The following is a 16560-nucleotide window of genomic DNA, read 5'->3' as shown; positions in this document are numbered from 1 at the left end:
TCTATTCTTTAATACTAATCTTATATTTCTACCACTGCTTTGATTACTTTAGATTCCGATTTTAACCATTCATTAAAAGTAGATGGCAGCTCTTCAAAGGTACAACGATGTGTAATAAATTCATTTATATTTATATTGCTCTTTTCTAAGGATTGTTTAACATAAAAAAAATCATCCTTAGTTGCATTTCTACTGCTCAGTAATGTCAATTCCTTTCTATGAAACTCGGGATCTGAAAAAGTAATTTGATCATTTACCAAACCAACAAAAATAAGTTTGCCTCCTTGCTCTGGATATTGAAAGGACGAGTTCATTGAGTGAACATTTCCTGTTGCATCAAACACCGTTTCTGGTAGCTCTCCATTAAACATTCCCCGTAATTTTGTAATGCTTTCTTCATTCGGAACAATTGAGTCGAATACACCTATCTCTGATAAACAAAATTTTAATCGTTCTTCATTAATGTCCATTGCAACGACAGTAGCGCCTTCCAGTATTGCAAATGTCATCACCGCTAATCCGATGGGACCAGCTCCGATTACAAGAACCTTTTCTCCCTTACGTAATGATGCCCTTCTCACAGCATGAGCACCTATACTTAGCGGTTCAATCAACGCAGCTTCATCTAGGGTTAGATTATTTGTTTCGATTAAATGATCAACTGGTACGGAAATATACTCTCTCATTCCTCCGTCCTCATGAACTCCAAATACAGATAGTGTAGAACAACAATTTGTTTTCCCTGATCGGCAAGCAAAACATTTTCCACATTCTAAATAAGGAAGAATAGATACTTGATCGCCAACCTTTATTTCGGAGTTGTCACTGTTTACCTTTTCTACAATTCCAGATAGTTCGTGTCCAAGAATTCGCGGATATGTAAAAAAAGGCTGATTTCCTCTAAAAGCATGAAGATCTGTCCCACAAATACCAATTCTCTTTATTTGTACTAACGCTTCTCCTGGATGACATTCTGTTTTTTCACTATTTGTCATTTTGAAGATATATGGCTCTTGACATATAATTGATCTCATCATTTCACCTTTCTACTATTAATACAATCTTTACCAAGTTTCGTTATGAATGGGCTCCAGTATTTTCTGTACTTCTGTAAGCAGTCCTTCATCCATTGGTTCTTCAACCCACCGGATATTATTTTTAACATTTTTAGGATTTGCTGTGCTAATTAATGTGGTTGGTATGCTTTTATTATTTACAGAGAACTGTACTGCGAGTTTTTCGATAGGTACCCCTTGCAAGTTGCAAAAATCGACTGCTTTTTGGCATACACTTTTTATTCTCTCACTTGCAGGATGCCATTCAGGAGCACCTCTTTGACTAAGTAGCCCCATCCCTAAAGGTGATGCATTTATTACTCCAGTCTTTGTTTTACTCATAAGAGGTAGAATATCTTCAAGAGATGTATCATTGATCGTAAAGTGACAATAGGATAAAATCACATCTAAATTAGTTTGTTTCACCATATCTGTAAAAATTGATAAAGGAAGGCCAGAAACACCAAAAAATCTAATCTTACCTTCTTTCTTTAAGTCATGAAGAGCGGGAATCCCCTCATTAACTATTTGGGATCTATCACCAAACTCGATATCATGAAGTAAAAGTATATCTAAGTAATCTGCATGGAGCCGTTGCAAACTTTCGTCTACACTTTTAATGATTCTCTCATGTGAAAAATTAAAATCGTTTTCTCCGTACCTACCAGCTTTTGTACATAAATAATACTTATCTCTCGAAACTGTCTTTAACGCTTTTCCGAGTACTGTCTCAGCCCTTGTTAACCCATAATAAGGTGAAACATCTATTAAATTAACGCCTAAATCAATAGCTGTATGGACTGTCTTTATTCCTTCAGTTTCATAAATATTTCGAAAGACAGACCCAAGGGACGAGGCTCCAAAGCTAAGTGCTGAAACAGATAATCCTGTTTCTCCTAATGTACGGTATTCCAATCTCTCACCTTCTTTGTAAAATGTTCACGCTTTCAATTAATAGTAGCAAAGTAATAATGTTATAAAAATATCTATTTTTGTCCTTTATGTACCTTTTTTTGATATAATGTTAGAAAATTAAAATAATCGTGGTGTGACATGAAACCTCTAACAAAATCAATTGAAAGTGATTTTATTCATATTGTTTTCCAAGATACAAAGCAGCCTGATCATGAGTTGCCCGATCATGTTCATGATTGGCATGAGATTGTTTATGTTTACAGTGGAAAAGGCACTTTTTTTATTAATCAGCATTTCTATGAAATGTCCAATGGGGATATTTTTGTATTACCTGCAAATACGATTCATCGAGCAGTACCTGATTCGAAAAATCCAATCACTTCCACCGCTTTATTTTTTCATCCTTCCATCATCGCTCAATCTACTTTTTTTAGGAGTCTATCAATTGGAGGAATTATAGATAAAAGTAAAAAAGACCAAGAATATCGCTATTCTCTTACAACAAACAAAAATGATAAGATCGAAAACTTTCTAATGGAGATAGAAAAAGAATATAGGTATCAACGAGTGGATAGTTGGGAGGCAATTGTACTACTGTTGCATTTATTATTGCTAGAATTGAATAGGCATTGTTTAAAGCAAAATGAAAGAATTGGAAACCTTGAACCCGAATGGCTAAAGAACAGTCTAATATATATTGATAAACATTTAGGTGAAAAACTAGATTTAAAAACAATTGCCAAAACCGTCTCCGTCTCACCTGCTCATTTAAGTAGAGAATTTAAGGATTTTATTGGAATGAACATTACTGATTACATCACAACAAAACGTATAATCTGGGCGAAGGAAATGCTTCTTTCGACAAATGAACCGATTCATTCCATCGCCCATCAATGTGGGTATCAGAGTATGCCCCATTTTTATAGAACTTTCAAAAGTATTACTGGAAAGACACCTAAAGAGTATAGATTTAATATTCAATACTAAACTTGATACTAACTCTTTAATTAAGGTATTGGAATTTTTACAGTTAACTACAAAAATAGAGTGAGATTTCATCTCTCACTCTCAATTTTTGGACAATTAATATTTATTTTTCTTTCGAGAAGCAGAGCAAAAGTACAAAACGTCTGAGAGAAAGATTCTTTTTATTTTTCTCTTCATACCATTTAAAATTCTATCTTATTTACTTGATATTCATCATAATACTTTTGCATCATATCTATCGATCTTGTAATCCCTATGCTTTCTAACTGTTGTGCGTATTGATCCCATTCTTCATCTATACCACCCTCTGTTATCCATTTTCCGAAAGCTCCCATCGAAAAATTCATTAAGGCGGTATTAAGCTGTGTTAATATATAGTAATCTTCTGGACTATATTTTATAAAAATCTCAGGATATAGGCTTTTTTCTTTATCAATTGAATCAAGGGCTGGTTTCAATGGTTTTGTTTGATCAATAACAGCTTCTAAATCAGCACTAGGTGTTAGCTGCAAAGAATCCGGTATATACATCGGACCATAATCTCCCCAAGTCGTTGTCCATTTCCATGTTGCTGGATCCATTCCAAGGTCCTCAGGTGGAAGTACCGTGTAAGTTCCGTCTCCATTATCGGAAATATTTGCTCCGATAGAACCAAATAAGACTTGCATACTTACAATTGGGTCATATAGTTCGTTAATGAATTTCATTGCTGCGTCCTTGTCTTTGGCGTTAGCGGACATCTGAACCATATTCGATCCATACGTCAATCCGTAGTAATCATAGCTCCAAGAAACTTGTTTGTCGGAGCTTGATGAAACTTGCAAGGATGGCAACGAAATATATTGCGGGGCGAGTGTATTTCCAAATCGTTCTGATATTTCCCAGCCCCATGTAAAGCCAACGTTTGCTATATCACCATTGCCACGCGCAACGGATTGATATGTCGCATAATCGCGGGAAATAATGTCTTCGGTTAATACACCGGCTTCCCAACATTTATGTAAAAATGTAATCAATTCCTTAGCACGTTCATCTACGAAAAAGTTCTTCACTACACCATCTTCAACAAAATACCCTTGCCCTCCACCATTAGTAATTGTAATTCCAACACTTCCTAATAAAACAGTCGGATGAAAGAAATGAAATCCTCCCATTTCAAGTGGAGCAAAATCCATTGGGATTTCATCATTTGAATCTCCATTACCATTTGCATCATTTTCTTTGAATGCTACTAAAACAGCAAACAATTCATCCCATGTTGTTGGTACATCCAAACCTAAGTTATCTAACCATTGCTTATTTATAAATTGTCTCGTTGCCGTTTCCGTTCCAAATGGTTGATACTTCGGCAATCCATAAATTTTTCCATCGAGTTGGGTCGCAATCATTTGCGTTTCAGGCTTATCTTGAAACATTTGCAGAACGTTCGGGCCATGCTTTTCAATTAACTCCGGCAAATCTTCAAACAAGCTAGGATATTGCGCAAATTCCGCATCAGTTATTGCGTTTGAACCAATGATTAAATCGGGAATTTCCCCACTTAATAGCATTTCTTGTTTTATTTTTTCCCAGTCTGAAGTTACTTCCTGCCATTCAATTTCCACACCCGCATTTTTCTCCGCTTCTTTGAGCCAATTCATATTGGCTACATCTTGAGTTAATGGATGTTTAACGATAATAGCATTTAGCTTTACCTTACTTTTTTTCATAGTACCAATGCTGATACAGCCCGCCAACATAAACATACAAATGGTTATCAATAAAAAAGCTAAAAGGTTCTTTTTCACCTTATTCCCCCACTCTTCACTATTAGCTAGTTTAATGATACCAAGTTTTGGAAGACTATGCTGCTGATTTTTCAACTTTTTCTGATTTTTCTAACGAATAGCTGATGAATATGATTAATATGAGAGGTAATGATAATATCCCAAACAAAACACCCATTTGAACATGCTCAGCGATAAATCCAAATATATAAGGAATGGTCATCCCACCAATTCCACCTGCTGCAACGGCTAGACCAAAAGCAGTTCCAGAGTATTTCGATGAAAACATCGTTCCTGCTTGTGAAACTACAAGCGGCCATATTCCGGAAAAACCGAGACCCATTAGAAACAATGTTACTGGAGCAACTGAGTTAAATACCGGGAATACTTGTGCGACTAGTCCCATAATCGATATGAAGCATAATCCACTCACAAGAATTTTATTTGAAAATTTTTCCGCCAACCAAGCTGAAATAAAACGACCGATTGTAATTCCAAACCATAATAAACCTACCATAAAACCTGCAAACGTTTGATCATAATTCAAATCTGTTAAATGTTTCGGAGTCCAACCCCAAGCAGTTGTTTCTACCCCTACATAAAGTGCTATAGCGATACAAAGCAAGATAAAGCTTTTATTCCCTAGAATGTTTTTAAATGCCGAAATATCAAAACTTCCATCCGTCTCAACTTCTGGATACTCATAGCTTGTTACCCATATAACAGCAGCAAAAGCTAAGATAGCTGCGACTAAGTAGGCGGTATTCCATGAAAATTGTGAATCGATTAACCACCCAGAAAAAGTAGGACCGATAATGGCGCCAACTCCGAAGAAAACATGGGCAAAGGTCACTGCTCGTCTTTCATTCCCCGGATTGACATCTGCTACGATGGCACTAAGAGTACTCTCGATGACACCTCCGAAACCACCTACTAGAAAAAACAAAATAATAGAAAGAGCAAAATAAGGAGATATGGAGAATAATAGGAGAGAACTCGCAAATCCAAATCCTGCCCAAACAACTACTCGCTTTTTCCCGATCCGATCGGAAATGATTCCTCCAAATATAATCGCTACTGTAAATCCAGCAGCAGAAACCGAAAAGAAAGACCCCATTTGCGCTATAGACAAATGAAAAGAATCGGACATTTTTTCAATCAAAGGTCCAAGCATTGTCATTTGCAATCCAAACACTAAAATGGTGAAATTGATGGCATACGTAAAAAGTTTTCTGTTCATACTTTTTCCCCCATACATAGGAGTCAGCCCCTTACCAACAAGCGAAAGGGACTGACTCCATCAATAATTTTTATATTTTTTTGAATTACGTTAATATTAGAATACCAAAAGTCTGTAAGGAAAGAAAGCGATTTAATTTTTATCCAATTGTTTAAAAACCTGCATGGCTACCCACATACACCCTGCTAACCCAATGCCAACCGAAAAGAAAAGAATAAAAGCAGGAATCTCTAAAGAAATATAAAACACAATGAAAAAGACCATGCCAAGTAAAAGGGTATAATGGATCTTTGAAATCCCAATAATGAAGGCATTTTTTATATGAATATGCCACTTCGATTCATAATGAGCCATTAATGGAAATGACCATAAAGCAGTAATCGTAAAGAAAAAAACTAAAAGATAGAAAGCAAATGGAATGATAAACATAATTTCGTTTGTTGCGTTAACCATTACCCGATAATTTATATAAAGCACCAAGCCACCAATCATAAGCATCCAACCTATTAAATTAGCACTTTTAAATTCTTGCTTATAAATCTCTCTAAACGTTTTATAAATATGAATCTCATCATTTCCGGTAATCCACTTTCTTGCTACTCCAAGAGCAGCAACCGTGGCAGGAAAAATACCTGCTACGAATAGACCGAGCAATGAAAATAGGAACCATAATACGTTCAGAATTGCGAAACGCATAACCCAATGCATGATTCTATCGAGAGAGGTTATGATTTGTTTACCATCCATGTTGCAGTCACCCTTAATCAATCTTCTATCACTCTATTCTATCCTTTTACCCCTCCAACTGTAAGCCCTGTCACAAAATAACGTTGGAAAAAGATAAACAATACGATGATTGGTAAAATCGTCATAACGGAACCAGCAATCAATATATCATAGTTATTCCCATATGGCGTCAACAATGTCGCTAATCCAATCGGCAAGGTAAACATGTCATTTGAACGTAAAACGATAAGCGGCCATAAGAAGTTGTTCCAGCTTCCTAATCCTTGTAATATTGCCATCGCAGCTAAAGATGGCGTCATTAATGGCAACATAATTTTAAAAAAGATTCCATACTCCGTCGATCCATCAATTCTTGCAGCATCCATTAATTCTTTAGGTAACCCAAGTGCAAATTGCCTAAAAAAGAAAACAGCAATTGGTGCAACAATCGCAGGCAACATAACAGCCGTATATGTATTAATTAACTGCCAGCTGATCATGAGTTGGTAAAGCGGCAGCATTAAAATTTCAAAGGGAACCATTAAAATAAATAAAACGAGTAAAAACAAAAGATTTCTCCCTTTAAAATCATATAATGCAAGAGCGTATCCTACCATTGATGAGAAAAATAAAGATAGAACAATAGTAATAGCTGAAATGACTAAACTATTTCCGTACCAGTCCCAATAATTCCCGGCCACTGTAAAAATATAGATATAGTTGTCCATATTCAATGAACTCGGATCAAAAGTTAAGCTAATTCCGTTCCGCATCAGTTCGGATGAAGGTCTAAAGGAAGAAAGCAGCAAACTCAAAATTGGGAACAAAGCGATCAATGATACGATTACAAAAAACACATTAATCACCCATTTGAGTCCTAGGTCCTTTTTTGTCGGTTTCATATTATTCATCTCCCCTTTTAAATGCTCCGGTGAGGATTAACTGAATGAAACTAATAATAAAGATAATAATCATCAATACGACACCAATTGCAGCACCGAATCCCATATTATTTTGCTGAATACCTTGCTGATAAAGATATCCTACAACTGTTAATCCGATATTACCAGGAGAGCCACCACTCCAGTAAACGAAACTCTCTTCAAACATCCGATAGCCACCAATGATTGAAATGGTTGACACAAAAATTGTAACTGGTTTTAAAAATGGCAGAGTTACGTAGCGAAATTTTTGGAACCTAGATGCACCATCAATATCAGCCGCTTCATATAATTCGTTTGGAACAGTCTGTAATGCAGCGAGAAAGTATAAAATATTGACTCCCATCCAACGCCAACAACAGAGCAAAACCATCAAAAGCATGCCAGACCACGCATGATAACGCCATTCAACAGAGTTCAGACCAAGCCAATTCATTAATTGGTTAGCAGCTGCGCTGTCAGTTTCTCCAAATAACAATCGGAAAACCATACCTGCAACAATCGTGGAGGTTAATGCCGGAATAAATAAAGAAGCTCTAAACAAGACTTTGAATTTCACTAACTTTGAGTCTAGTAAAACTGCCAATACAATCGGAACAGTTACTAATATGACAACAGTCAACACCACATAAATGGTCGTATTTGATAAAGCTTTATAAAATGTGGGATTAAAAATTCGGGAATAATTCTTGAATCCTACGTAAGTGATTTGTCCAGGCAAAATACTTTGAAAACTCATAATGAATGCTTTGATTGCTGGATAAAATGTAAAAACGAAAAACGAAAGAACAAACGGGGTTACGAATATATAAGGTACAACTTTTTTAGAGTTTAAAAACTTTAAAATTTTATTCGGGCTCTTTATTGGTGCAATTTCTGTTGCAGCACTTCGCGGTGTTGGTAACATAAGATACCACCTCGTCATTTCTTAATTACTTGATAGGACAGGCAATGGTCCTGCCCTATCAAGTATTCATTTACTGCTTGTTGCTTCTAATTTTATCTGCCGCTTCTTTCAATGCTTCTTCTGCTGTCTTCGTTTGTTGTCTCAGGACACTGTCAAATGTAACAGTATTGATTTCATTTTGTACCTCAGGTGTTTGTGAAGTGATATTAACAGGATTGATTTCTTCACGAATTTCTAAAAGCGTATCGAAAATATCATTGCCAAAATATTGGTAGAACTTATTATCTTGTTTAACCTCATCGCTTTCCCATACATCCCAGCGTGGCGGGTCAAAACCTAGAACCGTCCATAATTTAATGTTTGCTTCTTTTGAAAGCTTTGCAAATGCCAAAAACTCTTTCGCAAGGTCAGGGTGTTTCGTTTGATTCGTTACAACTGTCCCTGTTCCACCCATACCTGCTGAACGGAATCCACCTGGCTCCCAAGCCGGCATCGGACGAATGACCATTTTATTTTTTAAATCTGGCATGTAATCTATAAATCTACCCATATACCATAATGGCATTGAGATGGATGCAGCTCCACCCTCATTCATATAAGCGTAATATTCTTCCGCGTGAGGCTGCCCTCCTGGAGTCAATTCAGCAATTTTATGCACATAAACAAGGTCATGTAGAAATTGAAGTGCTTTTATATTTTCTGGACTATCAACAGTAACTTCCCCATTTTTATCAAACCAGTCTGAACCTTGTTGGCTAATCATAGCCCACATAGGTATGTAATCACCTGTAGTGACATTCGTCATCATTTTTCCAGTTTTTGCAACTACTTGTTTTCCAGCTTCTACGTAGTCATCCCATGTTTTAATGGAATCAATATCTACTCCGGCTTCATCCATAATTTCTTTGTTATAATACATGACTGATGCACCGACATGTGTTGGCATTCCGTAATATTGACCGTCTTTACTATATATTTCCAAACGAGCTTTAACAAAATTATCGATTTCAGGCTCAACAAACTGATTCATCGGCAATAATTGCGGCTCCCCTTGCAAATAATTTGGGAAACGGCTGATTTCAATATCCACTATATCAGGGGCACCTTTACCAGATTGTAGTGCTAAAAGAAGGTTATTATGCATTTGATCATATGGATATGTTTCTACTTTTAGTTTAATCGGCTTGTCAGAATTCTCTTCATTCCAGCGTTTGGCAGCTTCTTCAAAAAACTCCATATGCAAGGAGGCAAACGTCCAAAAGCTTAATTCTGTCGCTCCTTTAATATCATCTCCAACAACAACACTTTCTGTAGCTTCTCCAGAATCTGAGCCTGATTTCTTACCACCACAAGCTACAAGAACAATTGACATTAATCCAATAAGTAAAATGAAAAGACTCTTTTTTATCACCATTTATCCCCCCTGTTATTTAACACATCACTCAGTAACCAGGAAACGCTTTCAAAAAAATTGAAAACTCACACCTCCGTAGTATTTATCGGTATAGTTGTTGTACAAGTGGTGATAACTTTACTCTTTTACCTGTACGAACATGTTATCATTTACGATAATTATGGTCAACCATTTTATTTAAAGAAACATAGTCAAAAAGTCTTATTTAACAGTAGTTTTTTCGACAAAAATATCCATATTCATCTCCTTAAAAAGGTTGTAGTTGTATATTTATGTATTTTTATAGAATTACCTATACGTACCAATAGGTTTTTATAGTTATATTATACGCTTATTTTTCAAGACGAAAAAAAGAGTAACTTGTCATGTTAATACGACAAATCACTCTTTTAGTTTAATATTATTTCACCTGCGCTGGCCGCTCCTTGGCCTTATCTGCTTCCCCGGCATTTTTACTCGCCGCTTCACGATCTTCAGCCATTTCTTCGACCGATTTTACTTTCAGACGAGCTGCGCCTTTGTAATCGTCTTTCGTAGGAATGAGATTACCTAAAGCAAGGCGTTCCTTTGCCTCGATGATTGCCTTCTCATATTGTGGCAACCATTTTTCCTGAGCCACTAGCATCTCGTCAGTCATTTGCCAAATTTCTTTCGGATTACATACCGCACCTGTTAACGGGTCCATCATCATAGCTTGACGAAGAAGGAAATCATCGCCATGTACTGCCGCTTCCACTGCAAGTCTTTGAACAGATATACTTATGTTACAAACTGCTGCTGGACCAAGTGGTAAATCACCCACATGAGGCATATTAATTCCATTTCTATCAACATAGCCTGGCGCTTCAATGATTGCATCCTCTGGAAGATTCGAAATGACTCCGTTATTTACAACGTTAAAGTGACCGCGGTACACTCGACCTGTCTCAAGTCCTTCGATAATCCAAGAGCCATGCTCTTCGCTTCGTTTTTCCGGCTTGTATTCCATTGGTTTTTCTTTTAACCAATTCGGAAAGTCTGTTTCAAACCAGTTTCTTCCTTCTGTACAAACACGCAGATAGCCTCCAGTTTCACCATTAATCCATACGCCTAAATCAATCCAATCATTGATTTCTTCAGGTCGTTTGCGGTACCAAGGAACATATTCACTTAAATGACCATTCGATTCAGTACTGTAATAACCAAATCGCCTTAACATATCAATGCGGACTTTTTCAGTTTTACTAAATTCGGGATGACTTTCAAACGCTTCCAATATTTTATGTGTTAAATCTTCCCCATTATGTTTTACACTAATATACCAAGTTTGATGGTTGATTCCCGCACAAATAATATCAACTTCTTCTTTCTTAAGTCCAAGAGCTGTTGCAATCTGCCAATGTCCACCTTGAACACCATGACAAAGTCCGATTGTGTTGACCCCGCCATATTTATTGCAAGCCCACGTAATCATCGCCATCGGGTTGGCATAATTAAGAAGAAGTACATCAGGAGCAGCCATTTCTCGAATATCCTTACATATGTCTAACATTTCCGCAATTCCGCGCTGCCCATACATAATTCCGCCCGCACATAGTGTATCACCTACACATTGATCAATTCCATATTTTAAAGGAATATCAACGTCCAATTGGAAAGCTTCAAGACCACCAATACGGACAACGGAAAAAATGTATTTCGCATCTTTAAACGCCTCTCTGCGATTGAGTGTTGGTTGAATTTTAATATTTAGGCCATTTTCATCAATATCCCTTTGGCAAAGCTGAGTAACCATGTCCAAATTTCGCTCATTAATATCGGTAAAGGCAACTTCAATATTATGAAATTCAGGAATTGACAGCAAGTCACGTAAAAGTCCTCTAGTGAATCCAATACTTCCTGCTCCAATAAAAGCCACTTTAAATGACATTAACATATCTCCTTTTCAAAAAAATTTGATTGCTATCATCATAGCAATCATGGCATTCAGAATATTGCAGGATAATAACTTTTCAGTTCTCCGCATGTTTAAAATCTTAACTTTTGATTAGCGAAATTTTGCTATTTGACTCGAGCAGGTTCTTCTATAATCAATCGGCGTCATATTTGTATGCTTTTTAAAGACTTGACTAAAATATTGACTACTATTAATTCCAACATAGTGGGATATTTCAATAACAGGGATATCTGTATCGGCTAAAAGTGCTTTTGCCTTGTCCATTCGAAGATAGGTTAAATATTCCATAATAGTACAATTCATCAGTTTTTTAAAAACTCTATGTAGATATCCAGGGTGCAGATTAACAGCCTTTCCGATATCTTCTAACTTTAAATCGCAGTCATAATTTTGGTGGAGAAATTCAATGGCTTGATTAATATATACATTCGCTTGCTGATTTTCTTTTTTCATTTTGTGATCTTCAACTACCATCCTTGCTAGTTGAATAAGTAATTGCGATAAAAGCAGTTGTACCATCATCTGCTTATCTTCTTTTTTATCACTTTCAAGAACGAGATTTTTAAGAGTGTGGTAGATTTCATTTGGATCTTTTAAAACGATGTAAGGAATATCCATGTGCAGGAACTCTGATAACGCCGTGTTTTCTTGTGCTATCTCCTTAATGGACGGAAAGCTTCCACTCGATTTAATGAATGAAAATTCCACGTTTAACATTCTGCATGAATGACCTGCTTCGACAACGAGCCGATGAGGAATATTCGAATCCAGTAAAATAAAATCGCCTTTTTTTAACGTAAATGCTTCTGTTAATGTCTCAACTTTGCATTCACCATTAATCACATACATAATTTCCACATCTTTATGCTCATGAAAAGCCATTTCATATGGTTGCCAATGCTTGAAATAATAAGCATTAATTTTAGGAAAATAGTTTTCTTTTAGTAGTAGCGGGTGAAAAATGCTTGTGATGTTCATCTCTTTCCCCCTTAAAACCTATGAAAAATTAAAAGGGACCTCATCAATGATCCCTAAACATTTATTCTTTAATTAATAATCGCAGATTTTTTATTTTACTGTCTTCCACGTTTTTCTTCCCATACCGCACTTGTTCATATGCATCACGCAATTCTTCTAATGACGTATTTTCCGTTACTAACGTCTTTAATAATTCAATAGTTTCTCGTGGTGTCTTGGATGCCTTGTACTCTATTTCTTTTTTATTTTGCTTCAACATTTGCTTGTATACATATCGAACCTTTTGCTCGTTTGTAAGGGAGTCCCATCTTGGTTCACGCTTAAATATTTGTTGAAAGAGCCCCTTTGCTTTATCCTTCTGGGCATCTTTCCATTCTTTCCAGTCAAAAACACTTTCTTTTTCATCTATATATTGGCCAGCTTCTTCCAATTCTGATGAACGAAAGATAATATTTTTCAAAAATGCGATGAATTTACTAAGGTACTTTTTAACTAACATTCTTACTCTTTTAATAAATAATAGAAGGATTCCCACAGCTAGAACAACAATTACAGCGTAAAATACGTACATGAAAATCATTTCTAGAAATTTTAAAAAGGCATTGGGCTCCCCTTTTTCGAGGCCAAGTTCCATCTGGTTTGGAGGTGGTGTTTCCTCCACAGCTTTCCCACCTTGATCTGACCCAACTAACCATAAAATCAGCTGAATGAAGCCTTTAAATGCTTGTAAAACTGCTTCTTGTACAACTTTTCCGTTTGTTAATAGAAAGATTACGGCAGCCGTCAATATTAGGTACACTCTATTTTGAGTTTTAATGGCCCGACTTATAAAAGGTTTCTTATCTTTAGATAAAGTTGATGCCTTCAACTGCTCACTATTTGAAATGAAAAGAATAATAACAACTACAGCAGCTCCACATATCGAAATAATAGTTAAATAAGATTGAAATTTTTCAACATAACGGAAAAGAATGTAGCCGACAAAATAAATTCCAAAACCTCCATACCACATAAATGATGTAGGGAGAAGACTTTCCCAATTGCGACCTACATACATCATTCCACGGTAAATAACGATTGGGTGGATGAAACTTAATAAAATTAACGACAAGATATAGTGACCAAATAATATCGTTGGAATAATCGAAAATACAATTGAACATATGGCATAGACCCACCATTTTTGTTGCGAAAATATTAATCTAAATAGAACGCCTACAATAAACAAACCGATTAAAACAGCAATCCAAATCCAAAGCTTTTCGGGCACAATAAAAATTCCAAACATTAAAACTAGCGGAAAGAAAAGGAGGTATTCAAACAATCCTTGAATGAGTGTAATTATACGTTTTTTCATGTTATCCCACCTTTTCATTCGCCTTTTTTAGTAAAATTTCAGATTGTAAAGGAAGAACTTCTACCGAATTTCCATGTGCCTCTAGCTTTTTAATGATTTCCCTCATTCCATCAGTAATGATAGCCGTAATTATAAGGATATCGGTCCCTTGTATATGACTATCCACATCCTCCTGTAAGAAAAATTCAAAAAATGTGCTAGTGCCTATTTTCACTTTTGCCAGGGTTTCAAATAAATAGGTCAGCTGTTGCTTACTGTTCTCAGGTTCAATTCGAATCGGTTTTTTATCCATTTCATCGAAATAAGCGTTGCATCCAAAACCAGTCGCAATCCCATTTGCTACAGCATATTGAGCGATGGATGCAGCGTAAGAAATAGCTTGTTCCATAAGGGATTCATCAATAATCGGAATACGAAAATCTTCCGTTTGATTAAAATTTATGTAAATCATTAAGTGATGATCTGCAGAATAATCCTTCTTGCTTACTTGAAGGCGATTTGTACGAGCAGTTGCCTTCCAGTTAACCGAATTTAAAGGATCCCCGTATGCATAATCCCGAATACCTGCTGTTAAAAAGGGATCTTCAATAATCCACCTTCGGACGATAATATCTCCTAACCAACTATGTGCAGGTAATGGGATATTTTCCAATGGAACTAATTGCGGATACACAATAATTTCCGCAGCTGATGAGACGCTTGTAAATCTCTCACTAATTCCAAATGCATCACCTGTAGAGAGGGACACGGTTTTAAATTGATAATGGCCTCTTTTTGCGCAAGTCAAAAACTGTCTTCGTTTCACTTTTTGATATGGCATTAAGCTAAATAACGTGCGATGATAGTCCCCACTGTTGACTTCATTATCAGTAGAGGATGTTTTTTGGAATTGCAAATGGGCACTTATTTTTGATTCTAGTCGAAGCCATGGGATGGGAAGAAGTTTTTTATTCGAAATTTCGTCAATCATTTCCACTTTTTCACCTTCAAAAACTGCTTTTTCGCTAAATGACCGCGTATATTCAATTCGTCGTAAACCCCATTTATGATAGATATAAGCTTGGACTCCGACTACAACAAATGTAATCAAAATAAACCATGCAATATTCATTTACTTCACCGTCAATTCTTCCGCCGGAACCGCCACCTGATCAATAATTTCATCTAATAATAGGTGAGCTTGATTCTCACGAAGCCTCATCGTATGAGCTAAAATGAGACGATGAGCTAAAACAGGCTTAATCATCGCTTTCACATCATCTGGAATCACGTATTCCCTACCTTTTAATAAGGCATATACTTGCACAGCCTTAAGTAAAGCCTGACTTCCGCGTGGGCTAACACCTAATTCAATATGTTCGTGATTTCTCGTTTTTTCTATAATTTCCATCATATAACTGAGCATATCGTCACTTACATATACTTTTGAATACAGTCTTTGAGCTTCTACAATATCTTCCTTACTAGCAATAGGCAGCAATTCATGAATCGGATTTCTTTCCTTAAATCTTTTTAGAATAGCGATCCCTTCTTCTTTGGAAGGATACCCCAAGTTTAACTTTAATAAGAAACGATCGAGCTGTGCTTCTGGCAATGGAAAAGTTCCTTGGCTTTCGAGAGGATTTTGAGTCGCAATGACGAGAAAAGGTTTTTCGAGAATATGTGTCTCCCCATCAATCGTCGTTTGCTGTTCCTCCATACATTCAAGAAGGCTTGATTGAGTACGTGGGGTTGCACGGTTGATTTCATCAGCCAAAATGATATTTGAAAAAATAGGTCCTTGACGGAACTCGAACTCACCTATTTTTTGATTATAAAAATTGATTCCTGTCACATCGGACGGGAGTAAGTCAGGTGTGAACTGGATGCGTTTACAAGAACAAGATAGCGATTGCGCCAACGATTTCGCAAGTAGAGTCTTTCCTGTTCCCGGCACATCTTCAAGAAGAACATGTCCCGAAGAAATAAGTGCGACAAGCAGTTGATCAATCGTTTCTTCTTTCCCCACTATGACTTGTTGAATATTTTGTTTTACCTGATCTGCAAGATCTTTTATTTTTGTCAACTCCATAAAACACGACTCCTTTTCCATGCAAATTACGTTAAATTTTTGATTATTTCAATTATACACTATTTATCTGTGAAAATAATGTTAGAATCGTAGATTGGAGTTAGACCAGCTCAAGGAAAACTAATTTTCATACGAAAATTTAATAGAATCGTAAATATAGGAATGGAAAATAGATTCTTTGAAACAGCTAATAGAATCTCCGAAACGGCTAATAGAATCTCCGAAACGGCTAATAGAATCGCCAAAACGGCTAATAGAATCGCCAAA

14 protein-coding genes are annotated in these 16560 nt (G+C 36.3%); 1 reads left to right on the top strand and 13 read right to left on the bottom strand.

Features of this window, described 5'->3' with window-relative positions:
- Positions 1-20: 20 nt before the first annotated feature.
- Together MT489_RS08680 and MT489_RS08675 are read right to left on the bottom strand one after the other, a co-directional pair.
- Complete coding sequence (locus MT489_RS08680; RefSeq protein WP_244681149.1) at positions 21-1034, bottom strand: zinc-binding alcohol dehydrogenase family protein; 1014 nt, start codon at positions 1032-1034, stop codon at positions 21-23.
- Between the two features lie 30 nt (positions 1035-1064).
- Positions 1065-1970 (bottom strand): aldo/keto reductase, encoded by a 906-nt coding sequence (locus MT489_RS08675; protein ID WP_244681148.1) that lies wholly within the window; start codon positions 1968-1970, stop codon positions 1065-1067.
- Positions 1971-2108: 138 nt separating this feature from the next.
- Between MT489_RS08675 and MT489_RS08670 the strand changes: the two genes are divergently transcribed.
- A complete protein-coding gene (locus tag MT489_RS08670; RefSeq protein WP_244681147.1) occupies positions 2109-2957 on the top strand; it encodes an AraC family transcriptional regulator in 849 nt (282 codons plus the stop codon).
- Between the two features lie 182 nt (positions 2958-3139).
- On the opposite strand, the gene MT489_RS08665 is transcribed toward MT489_RS08670, so the two are convergent.
- The 11 genes from MT489_RS08665 to MT489_RS08615 all read right to left on the bottom strand — a co-directional run bounded on the left by MT489_RS08665 (position 3140) and on the right by MT489_RS08615 (position 16293).
- Complete coding sequence (locus MT489_RS08665) at positions 3140-4744, bottom strand: extracellular solute-binding protein (protein ID WP_244681146.1); 1605 nt, start codon at positions 4742-4744, stop codon at positions 3140-3142.
- Between the two features lie 55 nt (positions 4745-4799).
- The gene (locus MT489_RS08660; RefSeq protein ID WP_244681145.1) at positions 4800-5963 is read right to left on the bottom strand and encodes an MFS transporter; all 1164 of its coding nucleotides are present in this window, start codon (positions 5961-5963) and stop codon (positions 4800-4802) included.
- A 132-nt stretch (positions 5964-6095) separates the two neighbouring features.
- Positions 6096-6710 carry a YesL family protein gene (locus MT489_RS08655; protein ID WP_244681144.1) on the bottom strand — a complete coding sequence of 205 codons (615 nt, stop codon included), beginning with the start codon at positions 6708-6710 and terminating at the stop codon, positions 6096-6098.
- 38 nt (positions 6711-6748) lie between these two features.
- Complete coding sequence (locus tag MT489_RS08650) at positions 6749-7591, bottom strand: carbohydrate ABC transporter permease (RefSeq protein ID WP_244681143.1); 843 nt, start codon at positions 7589-7591, stop codon at positions 6749-6751.
- Between the two features lies 1 nt (position 7592).
- A complete protein-coding gene (locus MT489_RS08645) occupies positions 7593-8537 on the bottom strand; it encodes a carbohydrate ABC transporter permease (protein WP_244681142.1) in 945 nt (314 codons plus the stop codon).
- Positions 8538-8607: 70 nt separating this feature from the next.
- Positions 8608-9945, bottom strand: coding sequence for an ABC transporter substrate-binding protein (locus MT489_RS08640; RefSeq protein ID WP_370876419.1), 1338 nt, complete (start codon positions 9943-9945; stop codon positions 8608-8610).
- A 406-nt stretch (positions 9946-10351) separates the two neighbouring features.
- Positions 10352-11860: an alpha-glucosidase/alpha-galactosidase gene (gene melA, locus MT489_RS08635; RefSeq protein ID WP_244681140.1), complete on the bottom strand. Its 1509-nt coding sequence runs from the start codon at positions 11858-11860 to the stop codon at positions 10352-10354.
- A gap of 117 nt (positions 11861-11977) precedes the next feature.
- Positions 11978-12865, bottom strand: coding sequence for an AraC family transcriptional regulator (locus MT489_RS08630; protein WP_244681139.1), 888 nt, complete (start codon positions 12863-12865; stop codon positions 11978-11980).
- Positions 12866-12926: 61 nt separating this feature from the next.
- Positions 12927-14222 carry a DUF4129 domain-containing protein gene (locus MT489_RS08625; RefSeq protein WP_244681138.1) on the bottom strand — a complete coding sequence of 432 codons (1296 nt, stop codon included), beginning with the start codon at positions 14220-14222 and terminating at the stop codon, positions 12927-12929.
- A gap of 1 nt (position 14223) precedes the next feature.
- On the bottom strand, positions 14224-15333 hold the full coding sequence (locus tag MT489_RS08620; RefSeq protein WP_244681137.1) for a DUF58 domain-containing protein: 1110 nt from the start codon (positions 15331-15333) through the stop codon (positions 14224-14226).
- Positions 15334-16293, bottom strand: a complete 960-nt coding sequence (locus MT489_RS08615; protein WP_244681136.1) for an AAA family ATPase — start codon at positions 16291-16293, stop codon at positions 15334-15336.
- Between the last annotated feature and the right edge of the window lie 267 nt (positions 16294-16560).

The organism is Lederbergia wuyishanensis, assembly GCF_022900255.1.
GTDB classification, from domain to species: domain Bacteria; phylum Bacillota; class Bacilli; order Bacillales; family Bacillaceae_C; genus Lederbergia; species Lederbergia wuyishanensis.
This window is presented reverse-complemented; position numbering and strand designations above follow the sequence as displayed.